Origin of the sequence: Noviherbaspirillum malthae, assembly GCF_015352985.1 — a bacterium.
GTDB lineage: Bacteria > Pseudomonadota > Gammaproteobacteria > Burkholderiales > Burkholderiaceae_D > Noviherbaspirillum > Noviherbaspirillum malthae.
On sequence record NZ_JACYXF010000020.1, the window covers coordinates 1 to 14,325 of the forward strand.

Below are 14,325 nucleotides of genomic sequence, written 5' to 3' on the forward strand. Positions count from 1 at the left end.
TAATTTCGGTAACCAACGCAGCCTTGCGCTTGGCCGTCCACCGTTTGAATTCTTCTTCCATCGTCATGCTCATGTGATTTCCTTTCGTGATTATCACCTGAGCAGGTTTTCAGTGGGTCGTTACAAAAACCCGTGAATATTTCTATTCACGGGTTTTTTATTGCAGTGGATCACTGCGGTAAGGTGCCAAGAATATACGTAAGAGAAGAAAGCACTATTGAACCTGATTAGAAAATTTTGGCTGTACCTAGCGAACAGTTATTATAACGGCGCACTGTACATTAGCTTATATGAAGATCATTACTCCAAGTGATGTTGTAGCAATCGTCCTTGAGCGCAAAACGAGAGATTTTCGTCTCCGGCTTTATGAAAATACCTGCCAGAAGGTGTTCTTTATCGGCTCTATTGCCTCATTGATATCGGGCGTTATCGCAGGCATCCTTTTCCGCTACTACCAACTAGAGTGGCTTGGATGGCTATCTTTGATTTCCATATCGGGCGCGTCCATTAGCGCCTTGGCATACCAAGTTGCACAGCTCGTTCCAGAGGTTATTAAGCTAAAGAATCCCGAGCGAGAGGTTTCAAGTCCACTAGCCGAAGCATTCAACGATGACATGGACTTGATTCATCAACTATCTATATCTTTCGAAGTACATCATCTGAACTACGCGAAGGTGATGTATATAACGATGGCAAGACAAATTCGTGAACGAATCGGCTTGCTAGTTGGTGCGTTAGACAAGATTGGTGTCATACCTGTTGCTGTGACTACCTATCTTTCTTATGCCAAAGTGATAAACGAAGGTATGGTATTTGGCCCATACCAATGGATTGGCATCTCTTTTGTTTGCCTTTACCTTTTGGCTATACGCATGACAGCAACTGCACAATGGATGGAACACGTTGCTGAACTCTACGCTCACGCGCAGACTATGCGATCCAGTCGTGCGGTTTCACTTCCTAGTTGATTTTAATAACACCAATTTCTGTCATTCATAGCGTTATAACTCTACGAAAACGAACTTTGTTTTGGAGGAATGCAGTGAAAACAAAAATATTTTTGCTATATCTATAAAAACCCTTTAACGACGCCTGCATACGAAAAAACCCGTGAATATTTCTATTCACGGGTTTTTATTGGTGCCGGCTGCCGGATTCGAACTGGCCACCTGATGATTACAAGTCAACTGCTCTACCAAATGAGCTAAGCCGGCGAAAACTTGAAGACCCGAATTATACGCTATTTGATGCGAGTTAGGGTAGGTCTTCCGCCTTTTTTTGGCGGATCGTTGTCGTCATCCGGACCGGTGCCATCCGGAGAAGCTGCGGCCTCGTCGTCGCCGGACGGTACAGCGGACAGAGTCGGCCCTTTCGATGCCTCGTCCGCGACCTGCGGCTCTTCATCGCGGGCCGGATGGCTGGTGACCTCAAAGGCCATGCCCTGGCCATTCTCCCGAGCGTAAATGGCAACGACGTTGTCGACAGGAATCACGATTTCGCGGGAAACTCCGCCAAACCGCGCATTGAAGCTGACGACGTCATTTTCCATCTTCAATCCGCTGGTTGCGGTGAAGCTGATGTTCAGCACGATTTCGCCGTTCTTGACGAACTCGCGCGGCACACGCGTATGCGCATCGACAGCGGCGGCGAGATAAGGCGTGTATCCGTTGTCGGTACACCACTCATAGATCGCGCGCAGCAGATAGGGTTTTGTAGAGATTTCGGACATGGCTTCCTGGCCGCAAATGCAAATGCGAATGCGCCACCTGTCAGAAGAGACGGATGGCGCATCCAATCAGCGTCGCATTACCTTTTCAGAGGGCGTCAGTGCTTCGATATAGGCAGGACGGGAGAAGATACGTTCCGCATACTTCATCAGAGGCGCCGCTGTCTTCGAGAGTTCGATGCCGTAGTGATCAAGACGCCACAGCAGCGGAGCCACCGCGACGTCGAGCATCGAGAATTCGTCGCCGAGCATGTACTTGTTCTTCAGGAACAAGGGAGCCAGCGTCGTCAGGCGATCACGGATTTCGGCGCGTGCCTTTTCGTGCACTTTTTCCGAGCCCTTGGACTTGTCGTTCTCCAGCGTATGGACATGAACGAACAATTCCTTTTCGAAATTGAACAGCATCAGGCGTGCACGGGCGCGCATCAGCGGATCCGCCGGCATCAGCTGCGGATGCGGAAAGCGCTCGTCGATGTACTCGTTGATGATATTGGATTCGTACAGGATCAGGTCGCGCTCCACGAGGATGGGCACCTGGCCGTACGGATTCATGACGGAAATGTCTTCCGGCTTGTTGAAAAGGTCAACATCGCGGATTTCGAAATCCATGCCCTTCTCGAACAAGACGAGACGGCAACGCTGGGAAAAGGGGCAGGTTGTGCCCGAATAGAGAACCATCATGTTGTAGTTCCTTAGAAACAAAGGGGTGAGACGTCGGACGGCTCACCCCAGAAAAAACGCCTGTCATTCTCTTCGGATTGACAGGCCGAAAATTGCTACTTGACGTCTTTCCAGTACGACGCGTTCAATCGCCATGCCAGCAGCAGGAAGAAGCTGAGGAAAAGCAGAACGACGACGCCAAGACGCTTGCGGCTGTTCTGTGCGGGCTCACCCATCCAGTTCAGATACGAGACCAGGTCGGCAGTTGCGTTGTCGAAGTCGATCGCAGACATCGTTCCCGGCTTCACCTGTTCGAAACCTGCGAACTTGTGAACGACCTTGGCGGCGTCGTGCGGGTCCTTCTCTTCAACGAATTTGGCTGCACGCACACCTTGCAGTTCCCACATCACGTGCGGCATGCCGACGTTCGGAAACACGAGGTTGTTCCAGCCTGTCGGGCGCGTATCGTCCTTGTAGAAGGTGCGCAGGTAGGTGTAGAGCCAGTCTGCGCCGGAACCTTCGCTGGAAGCCTTCGCCCGGGCAATCACGGACAGATCCGGCGGAACCGCGCCGAACCAGGTCTTGGCATCCTTGGCAGGCATGGCTACCGTCATCAGATCACCGACCTTTTCCGATGTGAACAGCAGATTGTTCTTGATCTGCTCGTCGGTCAGGCCGATGTCACGCAGCCGGTTGTAGCGCATTGCCGCGGCAGAATGGCAGTTCAGACAGTAATTGACGAACAGCTTGGCGCCGTTCTGCAAGGAGGGCAAATCCTTGGTGCGGTCCGGCGCCGAGTCCAGCGGAAATGTTGCTTCGGAGGCAATCGCCATCGCCGGCACAAGTGCCATGACCGCAATGAATTTCTTCAACAATTTCATGGTTTTGTTATCCCTTTTTGCGGCTTAGTGCGGCTGGAATGTGACACGGTCCGGCACGGGCTTGAAGCTGCCCATCGTGCTCCACCACGGCATCAGCAGGAAGAAGCCGAAGTAGATGAAGGTGCAGATCTGGGCAACCAGCGTGCCGACCGGAGTCGGCGGCTGAACGCCGAGATAGCCCAGTGCCAGGAAGGCGATACCGAATACCAGGTACACGTAGCCATGCCATGTCGGACGATAGCGGATGGACTTCGCCGGCGAATGGTCGAGCCACGGCAGCGCAGCCAGGATCAGCACCGACACGCCCATCAGCACCACGCCCCAGAACTTGGCGTCGAAGACGAACATCGCGATCACGGCGACCGCACCGATGACTGCAATCGCAATCTTGATGCCGCCGGCAAGACGGGACTTCATCATGATCAGGGCGACATACGCGATCACGCCGATCTCAAGCGCGTACATGAACTGCGATGTGGTTGCACGCAGGATCGAGTAGAACGGCGTGAAGTACCAGACCGGTGCGATATGCGGGGGCGTCTTCAGCGGATCGGCCGGAATGAAGTTGTTGTACTCGAGGAAGTAGCCGCCCATTTCCGGAGCGAAGAAGACCACGGCGCTGAACACGATCAGGAAGATCGCGACACCGAATACGTCATGCACCGTGTAATAGGGATGGAAGGGAATGCCGTCTAGGGGCACGCCGTTGGCATCCTTGTGCTTCTTGATTTCCACGCCGTCCGGATTGTTGGAACCCACTTCATGCAGTGCGACGATGTGAGCAACGACCAGGCCGATCAGCACGAGCGGAATCGCGATGACATGCAGGGAGAAGAAGCGGTTCAGCGTTGCATCGGACACCACGTAGTCGCCGCGGATCCAGAGCGACAGGTCGGGACCGATGAAGGGAATTGCGCCGAACAGGTTGACGATCACCTGCGCGCCCCAGTAGGACATCTGGCCCCAGGGAAGCAGGTAGCCGAAGAAGGCTTCCGCCATCAGGCACAGGAAGATGCCCACGCCGAACAGCCACAGCAGTTCGCGCGGCTTGCGGTAGGAACCGTACAGGAGGGCCTTCGTCATGTGCAGATAGACGACGATGAAGAAAGCCGATGCGCCGGTGGAGTGCATGTAGCGCACCAGCCAGCCCCAGGGCACGTCGCGCATGATGTACTCGACCGATGCGAATGCGAGATTGGCATCAGGCTTGTAATGCATGACCAGGAAAATGCCTGTCACGATCTGGATCACGAGCACCAGCAGCGCGAGCGAGCCGAACATGTACCAGAAGTTGAAATTCTTCGGTGCGTAGTATTCGGAGATATGGGCTTTCCAGGTCGATGTCAGCGGGAAGCGCTCGTCGATCCATGCCAGCGCCTTGCCTGACAGCGGAACAGGCGTACCGGTCGGTGTCGGTTTTTGTTGTGTCGCCATGATTATGCTTCGCCTTTCTCGTCTTTTCCGATCACGAGTTTGGTGTCGCCGACATACATGTGCGGCGGCACCTGCAGGTTGTCAGGTGCAGGCTTGTTCTTGTAGACGCGGCCGGCCAGGTCGAAGGTCGAGCCGTGGCACGGGCAGAGGAAGCCGCCCTGCCAGTCGTCGGGCAGCGAGGGCTGCGGTCCGGGCTGCAGCTTGGTGGTCGGGGAGCAGCCGAGATGCGAGCAGATGCCGACGGCGACGAGGATGTCGGGCTTGCGCGAGCGGTATTCGTTGCGGGCGTATTCGGGGGTCAGTTCGTCGGGATTGCGTTCCGACTTGGGGTCGGCGACTTCGCCATCGGTCTTCTTCAGCGATGCAACCATTTCCGGCGAGCGCTTGAGGATCCATACGGGTTTGCCGCGCCATTCGACGGTTCTCAGCTCTCCCGGGGCGAGGCCGGCAATATCGACCTCAACCGGAGCACCGGCGGCTTTTGCTCGCTCGGACGGCTGGAAAGTGGAGACAAAGGCCCCCGCTGTGGCCAGTCCGGCCACCCCGCCTACCGCACATGTCGCGGCAAGCAAGCCCCGCCGACCGGAATCGACCTGCTTTTCGTTACTCATACCAACCCCACTTTTTATTTATACGAAATATACGAAATCTGTACGAAACTTCTAGCAACCTTAGATTATAACGGACGCTTGTACTGAATTAAAGGGAAACCCTTTTCCCGCACGAAAATTACGGGAACTTTTTGTTTATCGGTAACGCTTTTCTGGAGCATTTCCAGTCTTTCAACTTCGAAAATCTTGGATTTTCTGCAAGAATGACGCATGCATGCGCCTTGGTTGCCGGAATCCGGATCAACCATGCATACCGCTGACGACATTACGGAAGAGGAAAGGAAAACCGATGGGGATGCTGCAGGAATTCAAAGCTTTTGCAATCAAGGGGAACGTGATCGACTTGGCGGTGGGTGTCATCATCGGCGCTGCGTTCGGCAAGATCGTCGATTCGATGGTGCAGGACGTAATCATGCCTGTCGTCGGCCGGGTAGTCGGCGGCCTCGATTTTTCCAACTATTACCTGCCGCTCAATGGCCAGGGAACGGCCATGACGCTGGCCGAAGCCAAGAAAGCCGGCGCGGTCCTGGCCTACGGCAATTTCATGACCATCCTGCTGAACTTCCTGATACTGGCATTCATCATTTTCCAGATGGTTCGCCTTGTCAACAAGGCCAGGCGCAAGGAGCCCGAGGCGGAAGCGGCTCCGGTACCAACGCCCGAAGATATCGTGCTTCTGAGGGAAATTCGGGATTCATTGAAGCGATAAACTCAACGCGCAGGGCTTGCTCGATCCCGGGTCATGCCAGGGAGAGATTCGGGACGGGGCGAGTTTCTGGCCTATGGACTTATACCAATCCCAAGGCATAACATGCCTTGGGATTGGTATCACTTGGGAACGCGCGGCTGCCCGATCTGCAGCAATCCGCGGCGATGGGCTTCGAAAACGGCTTCGCCGCGGGAATGGACGGCCAGCTTGCCGTAGATGTTCTTGATATGGGTCTGAACCGTGCCCACGGAAACGGAAAGAATCTTGGCAACTTCGCCATAGCTGTCGCCGCGGGCGATCAGGTCCAGAATTGCCGACTCGCGCTTGGTCAGGCTGGTGGCCGGGTCCTGCTCTCTTGCCGCAACCGGCTTCTTGTCGCCGCGGACCTTGGCCAGCACCATGCGCGCAATCGCCGGGCTCATGGGTGCGCCGCCCGAACGCAGATCGAGCACCGCGCGGGCGATGTCGGTCTTGCCGGCATCCTTGAGCACATAGCCTGACGCGCCGGCTTCGATGCAGGCCAGCACATTGGCTTCGTCGCTCGACATGGTGACGACCATGATGTCGGTTTGCGGATGCCGGCTGGTGCAGGCATGAATGACCTCGATTCCCGATCCGTCGGGAAGGCCGAGGTCGGTCATCAGCACCTGGGGCACATTGACATCCAGCCATGCCAGCGCATCCTTGACGCTCTCGACCGCGTCGAGCAGCTTGAGCCTCGGGTCCGATTCGATGGCGAGCGACAGCGCCTTGCGCGTGACTGCGTCGTCTTCCACGATCATTACGCCGATCGGCTCGCGCGATGTTTCTTGCACCATAATTACTCCTTACCAAGCGCAATCATACCTGCATCCTCGGATCGGCATGACCAACTTTCGGTTTATTGCCGCCGTCGGAAGGATTCGGAGAGGATTCAGACGGGATTATCGATATCAATAAACTCATGCTCGATATCGAAATGACTGGCCAGATGCTCGCCCAGGGACTTTACGCCGTAGCGCTCGGTCGCATGATGTCCGCATGCGAGATAGGCAACGCCGGCCTCTCGCGCCAGATGAACCGTCGGCTCCGAAATTTCTCCGCTCAGATAGACTGACGCACCGGCGGCGATCGCGTTGCCCAGCATGCTGTGCGCGGCACCGGTACACCATCCTATGCGGCCCAGCGGCTGCGCCGGGTCGCCGATCAGCAGCGGCGCGCGCTGCAATCTTGCAGCGACATGCCCGGCAAGATCGCCTACGGTTTTCAGTCCGGCATCCTGCGCGAAACCGAGCCATCCGAGGCTGTCGTCGCCGAAGCGCCCGTCCGGCACCAGGTCGAGCTGCCTGGCCAGCTGGACGTTGTTGCCGAATTCCGGATGCATGTCGAGCGGCAGGTGATAGGCGAACAGGTTGACGTCATGCGTCAGCAGCAACTTGAGGCGCCGGTGCTTGGGGCCGATCACGCGCGCATCCTCGCCCTTCCAGAAGTAGCCATGATGCACGATGATGGCATCCGCGCCGGCCGCAGCGGCCGCCTCCAGCAGGGCCAGGCTGGCGGTGATGCCGGTGACGATCTTGCGGATTTCGCCGCGTCCTTCGACTTGCAAGCCGTTTGGGCAATAGTCGCGAAAACGGTTAATATCGAGCGTTTGCTCCAGATGTTTTGCAAGCCCTTCCCTACTCATCGTTTTATGCATCACCGTTATCCTTAATATGCGACGTCTCTGGCTATTGTTCGCCCAAACCGTTACCGTCGGCCTGGCGCTCTGGTTCATTGTAGCGAGCCTGAAGCCGGAATGGGCTGTCAGCCTGCTTGGCGGCTCCCGCGGCAAGCCTGTGGTGACCTCGCCGGCACAAATTCTTCAGGCACCGTCTTCGGCCCCGGCTCAGGATTCCTACCGCGAAGCAGCAAGGCTGGCGATGCCGGCGGTGGTGAATATCTTCACCACCAAGGGCGCGCGCCAGCCCAAGACGCCCTTCATGGACGATCCGCTGTTCCGCCGCTTCTTCGGCGACCAGCAGGAGGACAGGCAGTTCAGCCTGGGCTCCGGCGTGGTGATCAGTCCGCAGGGCTATGTGCTGACCAACAACCATGTCATCGAGACCGCCGACGAAATCGAAGTCGCGCTGGCGGACGGCCGCAAGGCCGTGGCCAAGGTGGTCGGCACCGATCCGGAAACCGACCTTGCGGTGGTGAAGATCGACCTGCCGAATCTGCCCGCCATTACGCTCGGCAATGCCGATCAGGCACGGGTGGGCGATGTGGTGCTTGCCATCGGCAATCCTTTCGGCGTGGGGCAGACCGTGACCATGGGCATCGTCTCGGCCCTGGGGCGCAACCATCTCGGCATCAATACCTTCGAGAATTTCATCCAGACCGATGCCGCCATCAATCCCGGCAACTCCGGCGGTGCGCTGATCGATACCAGCGGCCACCTGCTCGGCATCAATACCGCGATCTATTCGCGCAGCGGCGGCTCGCTCGGCATCGGCTTCGCGATTCCGGTCACCACGGTCAAGGACGTGATGGAATCCATCATCGCGACGGGACAGAAAGTGCGCGGCTGGATCGGCGTCGAACCGCAGGACATCACGCCGGAACTTGCGGAGAGCTTCGGCCTGACCCGCAAGTCGGGCGCCATCATTGCCGGCGTGCTCAAGAACGGCCCGGCCGACAAGGCAGGCATGCGCCCCGGCGACATCCTGGTGGCGGTCGAAGGCAAGGCGGTCAGCGACACCACCGACATGCTCAACCTGATCGCGCAGCTCACGCCGGGCAACAAGGCCCGGATGACGGTATTGCGCAAGACGCAGGAATCGACGATCGAAGTTACCGTCGGCAAGCGGCCGAAGCCGCGGCGCGAAGAGCAGGAGTGAGCGCAGTGAGCGCCATGAGCGTCTTCTTCCAAGGAATCCCTACATGCATACACGCGACCTGATTCAATTTCTTTCCGAACTGAGCGAGAACAACAACCGCGCCTGGTTCGTCATGAACAAGCCGCGCTATGACATCCTCCGTGCAGAATTCCTTGAACTGGTGACCGGCATGATTCCCCAGATCGTGAAGTTCGATCCGGAGGTGGCGGGCTGCAATCCGAAAAAGGCGCTGTTCCGCATCAACCGCGACATGCGCTTCTCCAAGGACAAGAGCCCTTACAAGACGACGTTTTCCGCAGCGCTGACGGCAAGCGGCCTGAAAAAGCCGAGCCAGGGCGGCGGTCCGGCCTATTATTTCCATGTCGACGCCGAGGGAACGCTGCTGTTCGCCGGCGGCGAATACATGCCGCCTTCCGACCGCCTGCGCGCGATCCGCCAGCATGTGGTCGCCGATGCGGCGGGGTTTTCCAAGGTATTGAAGAACCGGAAGCTGAAGGAGACCTACGGCGACCTTCAGGACGAGGGCAAGCTGTCGCGGCCGCCGAAAGGCTTCGATGCCGATGTGCCGCATCTCGAGTACATCAAGCACAAGAGTTTCATCGTCTGGAAGGAGCGCAGCCTGAAGAAGGCGATTCCCGCCGATCTGGGCAAGGAAATCGTGTCCGGCTTCAAGGATGCCTATCCTCTCGTGCATTGGCTGCGGCAAGCCAAGTAACGGAAACCACCCGACCAAAAACAAAGGCCGCAAATGCCGGCCTTTGTTTTTGGTACCTTATCGCGCTGGAAAATCAGGCCTGATCGCTGGCTTCTTCCGGCGCCCGTGTCGCCCGGGCGAATACCGGCGCGATCAGCAGGCCGACTTCGAACAGCAGGCAGATCGGAACCGCCAGCAGCAGCTGGCTCATGATATCGGGCGGCGTGACGACCGCGGCAATGACGAAAGCGCCGACGATCACATAGGGACGCACTTCCTTGAGTTTTTCCACCGTCACCAGGCCCATGCGCACCAGCACGATCACCACGATCGGCACTTCGAAGGTGACGCCGAACGCGATGAACAGCGTCATCACGAAACCGAAATAACTTTCGATATCCGGCGCGACGCTGATCGATGCCGGCGCGAATTCATTGACGAACTTGAAGATCACGCCGAAGACGAAGAAATAGCAGAAGGCGACGCCGGCGATGAACAGCAGCGAGGACGACACCACCAAAGGCGCGACCAGCTTCTTTTCATGGGCATACAAACCGGGTGCGACGAAGGCCCATGCCTGGTAAAGCACCACCGGCAATGCAATCAGGAACGCCAGCAGCAGCGTGACCTTCACCGGAATGAGGAAGGGAGTGATCACCCCGGTTGCGATCATCTTGCTGCCCGGAGGCAGAGCGATCATCATCGGCATTGCGAGAATGTCGTAGATGCTGCCGGCCCATGGCATCAGGCACAGGAACACGATAATGATCGCAATGGATGCCCGCATGACCCGGTTGCGCAACTCCACCAGGTGTGAAATGAAGGTATCTCCGGCACCAGCCGTGTCGTCGTCGTTGATCATACGGAGGTGTTATGCAAATGTGATACGTAGGGTTTCATGGCCGGTCCGGCCGCGATGGGAGGAACATCCGGCATGCAGGGCTGCATGGCCCTTGCTCGGGAAACTGATCGGCATTGTCTGCAGGATCGGCATGCTGGATGGCTAGAGGACAAAGGAGTAAGGACTAAGGGCTCAAGAGCCGGAGGGGACTCATTGATGAAACGAGCCCGTGGACTTGCGCGCCGATGCAGGCCGGAACCTGGCCACCCGCGCCGCGCCCGACATGACATGGGTGCGCCGCCCGTTCTGCTTCTTGTACCAGGAAGGGACGGCCGAACTGCGTGCCAGTTTCTTCTTCCGGAAGTCCTTGGCCTTCACCGCGATCTGGTCCGGCGTCGTCGGTTCCAGCAGGGGATTGGCCAATGCCTCCTGCACCTCGGTCTGCATCTCGGCGACATTCTGCGCGATGGTCTGCTCGACGCTGGTAGCCGCCTCCTGCATTTCCTTCTGCATCTTGCGCAGCTCGTCCAGTTCGATCTCGCGGCTGACTTCGGACTTCACTTCATTGATGTAGCGCTGGGCGCGGCCGAACAGCGTGCCGGCCATGCGCGCGACTTTCGGCAGGCGCTCGGGTCCGACAACAACCAGGGCGACCACGCCGATCAGCGCAAGTTTGGAAAGGCCGAGATCAATCATGATGGGAAGCGGGCAAGGTTTGCATTCGCGGCATGGACGCGAGTCCTGCGCATGTCGTCATCGCCGCGATCAGCTTTTCTTTTCTTTCGCTTCGACATCGATGGTTGCCTTGTCGGCGGCAGCCTTCTCTTCGTCGCCCTTGACGCCATCCTTGAAACCCTTGACGGCCTTGCCGAGGTCGGAACCGATATTGCCGATCTTCTTGGTGCCGAAAATCAGCATGACGACAACCAGAACGATCAGCCAGTGCCAAATGCTAAATGAACCCATTGCTTTCTCCTCATGGACGCAAGCGCCCTATTTCAATCTGTTGCCGGCGGACCGGATCAGCGATCACCGCGCCAGGGGCGCGGACCGCCGATGACATGCAGATGGAGATGGTACACCTCCTGTCCGCCGTCGGGTCCGGTATTGAACAGTGTCTTGAATCCGCCGGTGCCCACGCCGCCATCCGCCGCCACGTAACCGCAGCCCTGCTCCTTCGCAAGCTTCGGCGCCAGCAGCATCATTTTACCCAACAACTTGGAATGACTTTCACTGCAGTCTGCTAGTGTAGCAACATGTTGTTTCGGGACAATTAAAAAATGAACCGGCGCAGCAGGATTGATGTCATGAAACGCGATCAGGTCGTCATCTTCATAGACAGTCTTGGTGGGAATCTGTTTTGAGGCAATCTTGCAGAAGATACAGTCGGTCATGATTTGTCCTGTTTGATGTTCTGTTGACGATGGCAAACTGTGGATGGTGCGATGGCGGAACAGTGAACCCGAAGCTGCTGCGGCCAGGCGTGACTTTGGTCACTTCGGTCACTTTGTCCGGGCGGCTTTCTCTTCGATGCCGGACAGTCCTTCACGGCGCGCGAGCTCGTCGATCACGTCCTGCGGCTTCAGATCGAATTGCGCAAGCAGCACCATCGAGTGAAACCAGAGATCCGCGCATTCATAAAGCACCTTGGAAACATCGCCGCCGGCACGCGCATCCTTTGCAGCCATCACGGTTTCGGTGGCTTCCTCGCCGATTTTCTTCAGGATGGCATCGTCGCCCTTGGAAAACAGGCGCGCGACATAGGATTTTTCAGGATCGCCGCCGTTGGCGATCTTGCGGGATTCGATGACGTCGGCGACGCGTTTCAGGATTTCACTCATGGCGGGAGACGGATGACCGCCTTCTCTCTGTTGATGTCTGTTGATGTCTGTGGTTTTGCCGTTGCTGCTGATTCGTCGATCGCGCGGCCAGCGGCATGCATTCCTGCATGCCGCTATTTGTAGATGGCGTCGGGGTCCTTGAGGACAGGATCGACAGCCTGCCAGTCGCCGCTGTTCGAATCGCCTTCGAATTTCTGGAAGAAGCAGGAGTGCCGGCCGGTATGGCAGGCGATCTTGCCGACCTGCTCGACCTTCAGCAGCACGACGTCTTCATCGCAATCGAGCCGGATCTCATGCACTTTCTGCGTATGGCCCGATTCCTCGCCCTTGTGCCACAGCTTCCTGCGGGAGCGGCTCCAGTACACGGCCTCGCCCAGCTCGACCGTCCTGGCGAGCGCATCGCGGTTCATCCAGGCGAACATCAGCACATCGTTGGTGCCGACTTCCTGGGCAATCACGGGAACCAGTCCGTGCTCGTCCCATTTCACCTTGTTCAGCCATTTGCCGGCGATGCTCATGCCAGCCTCATCGGTATGCCCTGGCCGGACATGAAGCTCTTCGCTTCCTGCACGGTGTGCTGGCCGTAATGGAAAATGCTGGCCGCCAGCACCGCGTCGGCCTTGCCGACCTGAATGCCGTCGGCGAGATCCTTGAGGCCGCCGACGCCGCCCGAGGCGATCACCGGAATAGAGATCGCATCCGACACGGCACGCGTCAGTTCGAGATCGAAGCCGCTCTTGGTGCCGTCGCGGTCCATGCTGGTGAGCAGGATTTCACCGACGCCCAGGCCTTCCATCTTTTTGGCCCACTCGACCACATCCAGGCCGGTAGCCTTGCGTCCGCCATGGGTGAAGACTTCCCAGCCGCCTTCCGCCTTGCGCTTGGCGTCGATCGCCACCACGATGCATTGCGAGCCGTACTTCTGCGCGGCATCGGCCACCATTTGCGGATTGGCAATGGCGGTGCTGTTGATGCTGATCTTGTCGGCGCCGGCATTGAGCAGGCGGCGCACATCTTCCACGGTGCGCACGCCGCCACCGACGGTCAGCGGAATGAAGACCTGGGAGGCCACCGCTTCGATGATGTGCAGGATCAGGTCGCGGCCATCGGAGGTGGCGGTGATGTCGAGAAAGGTCAGTTCGTCGGCGCCCTGCTCGTCATAGCGGCGGGCGATTTCGACCGGATCGCCGGCATCGCGCAGTTCGACGAAATTGACGCCCTTGACCACGCGGCCTGCGGTCACGTCGAGGCAAGGGATGATGCGTTTTGCAAGGGACATGCTTACTCTTCTTCCGTCTCTTCCTCGACGCCGCTCAAGGCGTCTGCGCGCTCCTGGGCGGCGCGCAGGTCGAGCGTGCCTTCGTAGATGGAACGGCCGCAGATCACGCCTTCGATGCCTTCATCCTGGACCGCGCAGAGCGCTTCGACGTCCTTGATGTTGTGAACGCCGCCGGATGCGATCACGGGGATGGTCATGCTCTGCGCCAGCTTGACGGTGGCGTCGATGTTGACGCCGGCCATCATGCCGTCGCGGCCGATGTCGGTGTAGACGATGGCTTCGCAGCCGTAGTCCTCGAACTTCTTTGCCAGGTCGATCACCTCATGGCCGGAGAGCTTGCTCCAGCCGTCGGTCGCGACCTTGCCGTCCTTGGCATCGAGGCCGACGATGATCTGGCCCGGGAAGGCGCTGCAGGCATCATGCAGGAAGCCCGGATTCTTCACCGCGGCCGTGCCGATGATGATGTAGGACAAGCCGTCGTCGAGATAGCGCTCGATGGTGTCGAGGTCGCGGATGCCGCCGCCGAGCTGGATCGGAATCTCGTCGGTGTCGTTTTCGATCGCAAACTCGCGCACGACCTGGATGATGGATTTCACCGCGGCTTCATTCTTCGGCTTGCCGGCGAAGGCGCCATTCAGGTCGACCAGGTGCAGCCGGCGCGCACCCTGCATCAACCAGTGCCGCGCCATTTCGGCGGGATCTTCGGAAAACACGGTGGCTTGGTCCATATCGCCCTGTTTCAGGCGCACGCAATGACCGTCCTTGAGGTCGATGGCAGGTATGAGCAGCAT

The 14,325-nt window shown here is 58.0% G+C and carries 19 protein-coding genes and 1 tRNA gene; 4 read left to right on the forward strand and 16 right to left on the reverse strand.

Annotated elements, in window-relative coordinates; all coding sequences use genetic code 11:
• Positions 1 to 290: 290 nt before the first annotated feature.
• The gene (locus tag IGW03_RS19865; RefSeq protein ID WP_194724282.1) at positions 291 to 968 is read left to right on the forward strand and encodes a hypothetical protein; all 678 of its coding nucleotides are present in this window, start codon (positions 291 to 293) and stop codon (positions 966 to 968) included.
• 170 nt (positions 969 to 1,138) lie between these two features.
• On the opposite strand, the gene IGW03_RS19870 is transcribed toward IGW03_RS19865, so the two are convergent.
• The 6 genes from IGW03_RS19870 to petA form a co-directional block, all read right to left on the reverse strand.
• A tRNA-Thr gene (locus IGW03_RS19870) sits at positions 1,139 to 1,214 on the reverse strand.
• A 26-nt stretch (positions 1,215 to 1,240) separates the two neighbouring features.
• Positions 1,241 to 1,729, reverse strand: coding sequence for a ClpXP protease specificity-enhancing factor (locus tag IGW03_RS19875; protein WP_194724283.1), 489 nt, complete (start codon positions 1,727 to 1,729; stop codon positions 1,241 to 1,243).
• A gap of 66 nt (positions 1,730 to 1,795) precedes the next feature.
• On the reverse strand, positions 1,796 to 2,407 hold the full coding sequence (locus IGW03_RS19880; protein WP_119769585.1) for a glutathione S-transferase N-terminal domain-containing protein: 612 nt from the start codon (positions 2,405 to 2,407) through the stop codon (positions 1,796 to 1,798).
• Between the two features lie 95 nt (positions 2,408 to 2,502).
• Positions 2,503 to 3,267 (reverse strand): cytochrome c1, encoded by a 765-nt coding sequence (locus IGW03_RS19885; RefSeq protein ID WP_194724284.1) that lies wholly within the window; start codon positions 3,265 to 3,267, stop codon positions 2,503 to 2,505.
• Between the two features lie 24 nt (positions 3,268 to 3,291).
• A complete protein-coding gene (locus IGW03_RS19890) occupies positions 3,292 to 4,701 on the reverse strand; it encodes a cytochrome b (protein WP_194724285.1) in 1,410 nt (469 codons plus the stop codon).
• Between the two features lie 2 nt (positions 4,702 to 4,703).
• The gene (petA, locus tag IGW03_RS19895; protein ID WP_194724286.1) at positions 4,704 to 5,312 is read right to left on the reverse strand and encodes a ubiquinol-cytochrome c reductase iron-sulfur subunit; all 609 of its coding nucleotides are present in this window, start codon (positions 5,310 to 5,312) and stop codon (positions 4,704 to 4,706) included.
• Positions 5,313 to 5,601: 289 nt separating this feature from the next.
• On the opposite strand from petA, the gene mscL reads away from it, so the two are divergent.
• Positions 5,602 to 6,021: a large conductance mechanosensitive channel protein MscL gene (gene mscL, locus IGW03_RS19900; protein ID WP_323745000.1), complete on the forward strand. Its 420-nt coding sequence runs from the start codon at positions 5,602 to 5,604 to the stop codon at positions 6,019 to 6,021.
• A gap of 119 nt (positions 6,022 to 6,140) precedes the next feature.
• Here the strand turns inward: mscL and IGW03_RS19905 are convergent, their stop codons facing one another.
• Both IGW03_RS19905 and IGW03_RS19910 read right to left on the reverse strand, forming a co-directional pair.
• Entirely contained in the window at positions 6,141 to 6,839 is a 699-nt protein-coding gene (locus IGW03_RS19905) for a response regulator (RefSeq protein WP_194724287.1), read from the reverse strand.
• 95 nt (positions 6,840 to 6,934) lie between these two features.
• Positions 6,935 to 7,687: a Nif3-like dinuclear metal center hexameric protein gene (locus IGW03_RS19910; RefSeq protein WP_194724371.1), complete on the reverse strand. Its 753-nt coding sequence runs from the start codon at positions 7,685 to 7,687 to the stop codon at positions 6,935 to 6,937.
• Positions 7,688 to 7,715: 28 nt separating this feature from the next.
• Between IGW03_RS19910 and IGW03_RS19915 the strand changes: the two genes are divergently transcribed.
• Positions 7,716 to 8,879 carry a Do family serine endopeptidase gene (locus tag IGW03_RS19915; protein ID WP_194724288.1) on the forward strand — a complete coding sequence of 388 codons (1,164 nt, stop codon included), beginning with the start codon at positions 7,716 to 7,718 and terminating at the stop codon, positions 8,877 to 8,879.
• A 43-nt stretch (positions 8,880 to 8,922) separates the two neighbouring features.
• Positions 8,923 to 9,594 (forward strand): DUF2461 domain-containing protein, encoded by a 672-nt coding sequence (locus IGW03_RS19920; RefSeq protein WP_194724289.1) that lies wholly within the window; start codon positions 8,923 to 8,925, stop codon positions 9,592 to 9,594.
• Between the two features lie 73 nt (positions 9,595 to 9,667).
• On the opposite strand, the gene tatC is transcribed toward IGW03_RS19920, so the two are convergent.
• The 8 genes from tatC to hisA all read right to left on the reverse strand — a co-directional run bounded on the left by tatC (position 9,668) and on the right by hisA (position 14,325).
• On the reverse strand, positions 9,668 to 10,435 hold the full coding sequence (tatC, locus tag IGW03_RS19925; RefSeq protein WP_194724290.1) for a twin-arginine translocase subunit TatC: 768 nt from the start codon (positions 10,433 to 10,435) through the stop codon (positions 9,668 to 9,670).
• Positions 10,436 to 10,624: 189 nt separating this feature from the next.
• A complete protein-coding gene (gene tatB / locus IGW03_RS19930) occupies positions 10,625 to 11,110 on the reverse strand; it encodes a Sec-independent protein translocase protein TatB (RefSeq protein WP_194724291.1) in 486 nt (161 codons plus the stop codon).
• A 69-nt stretch (positions 11,111 to 11,179) separates the two neighbouring features.
• Entirely contained in the window at positions 11,180 to 11,380 is a 201-nt protein-coding gene (gene tatA / locus IGW03_RS19935; RefSeq protein WP_194724292.1) for a Sec-independent protein translocase subunit TatA, read from the reverse strand.
• 56 nt (positions 11,381 to 11,436) lie between these two features.
• Positions 11,437 to 11,808 (reverse strand): histidine triad nucleotide-binding protein, encoded by a 372-nt coding sequence (locus tag IGW03_RS19940; protein ID WP_194724293.1) that lies wholly within the window; start codon positions 11,806 to 11,808, stop codon positions 11,437 to 11,439.
• Between the two features lie 108 nt (positions 11,809 to 11,916).
• Entirely contained in the window at positions 11,917 to 12,255 is a 339-nt protein-coding gene (locus tag IGW03_RS19945) for a phosphoribosyl-ATP diphosphatase (RefSeq protein ID WP_194724294.1), read from the reverse strand.
• Positions 12,256 to 12,368: 113 nt separating this feature from the next.
• On the reverse strand, positions 12,369 to 12,773 hold the full coding sequence (gene hisI / locus IGW03_RS19950; protein WP_194724295.1) for a phosphoribosyl-AMP cyclohydrolase: 405 nt from the start codon (positions 12,771 to 12,773) through the stop codon (positions 12,369 to 12,371).
• On the reverse strand, positions 12,770 to 13,534 hold the full coding sequence (gene hisF, locus IGW03_RS19955; RefSeq protein ID WP_194724296.1) for an imidazole glycerol phosphate synthase subunit HisF: 765 nt from the start codon (positions 13,532 to 13,534) through the stop codon (positions 12,770 to 12,772). Before hisF ends, hisI begins: the two co-directional genes overlap by 4 nt.
• 2 nt (positions 13,535 to 13,536) lie before the next feature.
• Positions 13,537 to 14,325 carry a 1-(5-phosphoribosyl)-5-[(5-phosphoribosylamino)methylideneamino]imidazole-4-carboxamide isomerase gene (gene hisA, locus IGW03_RS19960; protein ID WP_194724297.1) on the reverse strand — a complete coding sequence of 263 codons (789 nt, stop codon included), beginning with the start codon at positions 14,323 to 14,325 and terminating at the stop codon, positions 13,537 to 13,539.

Coding starts and splice junctions, on each gene's coding strand:
- IGW03_RS19910 (WP_194724371.1), bottom strand. CDS start 7,687: ATGAGTAGGGAAGGGCTTGCAAAACATCTGGAGCAAACGCTCGATATT.
- IGW03_RS19890 (WP_194724285.1), bottom strand. CDS start 4,701: ATGGCGACACAACAAAAACCGACACCGACCGGTACGCCTGTTCCGCTG.
- IGW03_RS19905 (WP_194724287.1), bottom strand. CDS start 6,839: ATGGTGCAAGAAACATCGCGCGAGCCGATCGGCGTAATGATCGTGGAA.
- IGW03_RS19880 (WP_119769585.1), bottom strand. CDS start 2,407: ATGATGGTTCTCTATTCGGGCACAACCTGCCCCTTTTCCCAGCGTTGC.
- petA (WP_194724286.1), bottom strand. CDS start 5,312: ATGAGTAACGAAAAGCAGGTCGATTCCGGTCGGCGGGGCTTGCTTGCC.
- mscL (WP_323745000.1), top strand. CDS start 5,602: ATGGGGATGCTGCAGGAATTCAAAGCTTTTGCAATCAAGGGGAACGTG.
- IGW03_RS19875 (WP_194724283.1), bottom strand. CDS start 1,729: ATGTCCGAAATCTCTACAAAACCCTATCTGCTGCGCGCGATCTATGAG.
- IGW03_RS19915 (WP_194724288.1), top strand. CDS start 7,716: ATGCGACGTCTCTGGCTATTGTTCGCCCAAACCGTTACCGTCGGCCTG.
- tatA (WP_194724292.1), bottom strand. CDS start 11,380: ATGGGTTCATTTAGCATTTGGCACTGGCTGATCGTTCTGGTTGTCGTC.
- hisA (WP_194724297.1), bottom strand. CDS start 14,325: ATGCTGCTCATACCTGCCATCGACCTCAAGGACGGTCATTGCGTGCGC.
- IGW03_RS19945 (WP_194724294.1), bottom strand. CDS start 12,255: ATGAGTGAAATCCTGAAACGCGTCGCCGACGTCATCGAATCCCGCAAG.
- IGW03_RS19865 (WP_194724282.1), top strand. CDS start 291: ATGAAGATCATTACTCCAAGTGATGTTGTAGCAATCGTCCTTGAGCGC.
- tatB (WP_194724291.1), bottom strand. CDS start 11,110: ATGATTGATCTCGGCCTTTCCAAACTTGCGCTGATCGGCGTGGTCGCC.
- tatC (WP_194724290.1), bottom strand. CDS start 10,435: ATGATCAACGACGACGACACGGCTGGTGCCGGAGATACCTTCATTTCA.
- hisF (WP_194724296.1), bottom strand. CDS start 13,534: ATGTCCCTTGCAAAACGCATCATCCCTTGCCTCGACGTGACCGCAGGC.
- IGW03_RS19940 (WP_194724293.1), bottom strand. CDS start 11,808: ATGACCGACTGTATCTTCTGCAAGATTGCCTCAAAACAGATTCCCACC.
- hisI (WP_194724295.1), bottom strand. CDS start 12,773: ATGAGCATCGCCGGCAAATGGCTGAACAAGGTGAAATGGGACGAGCAC.
- IGW03_RS19885 (WP_194724284.1), bottom strand. CDS start 3,267: ATGAAATTGTTGAAGAAATTCATTGCGGTCATGGCACTTGTGCCGGCG.
- IGW03_RS19920 (WP_194724289.1), top strand. CDS start 8,923: ATGCATACACGCGACCTGATTCAATTTCTTTCCGAACTGAGCGAGAAC.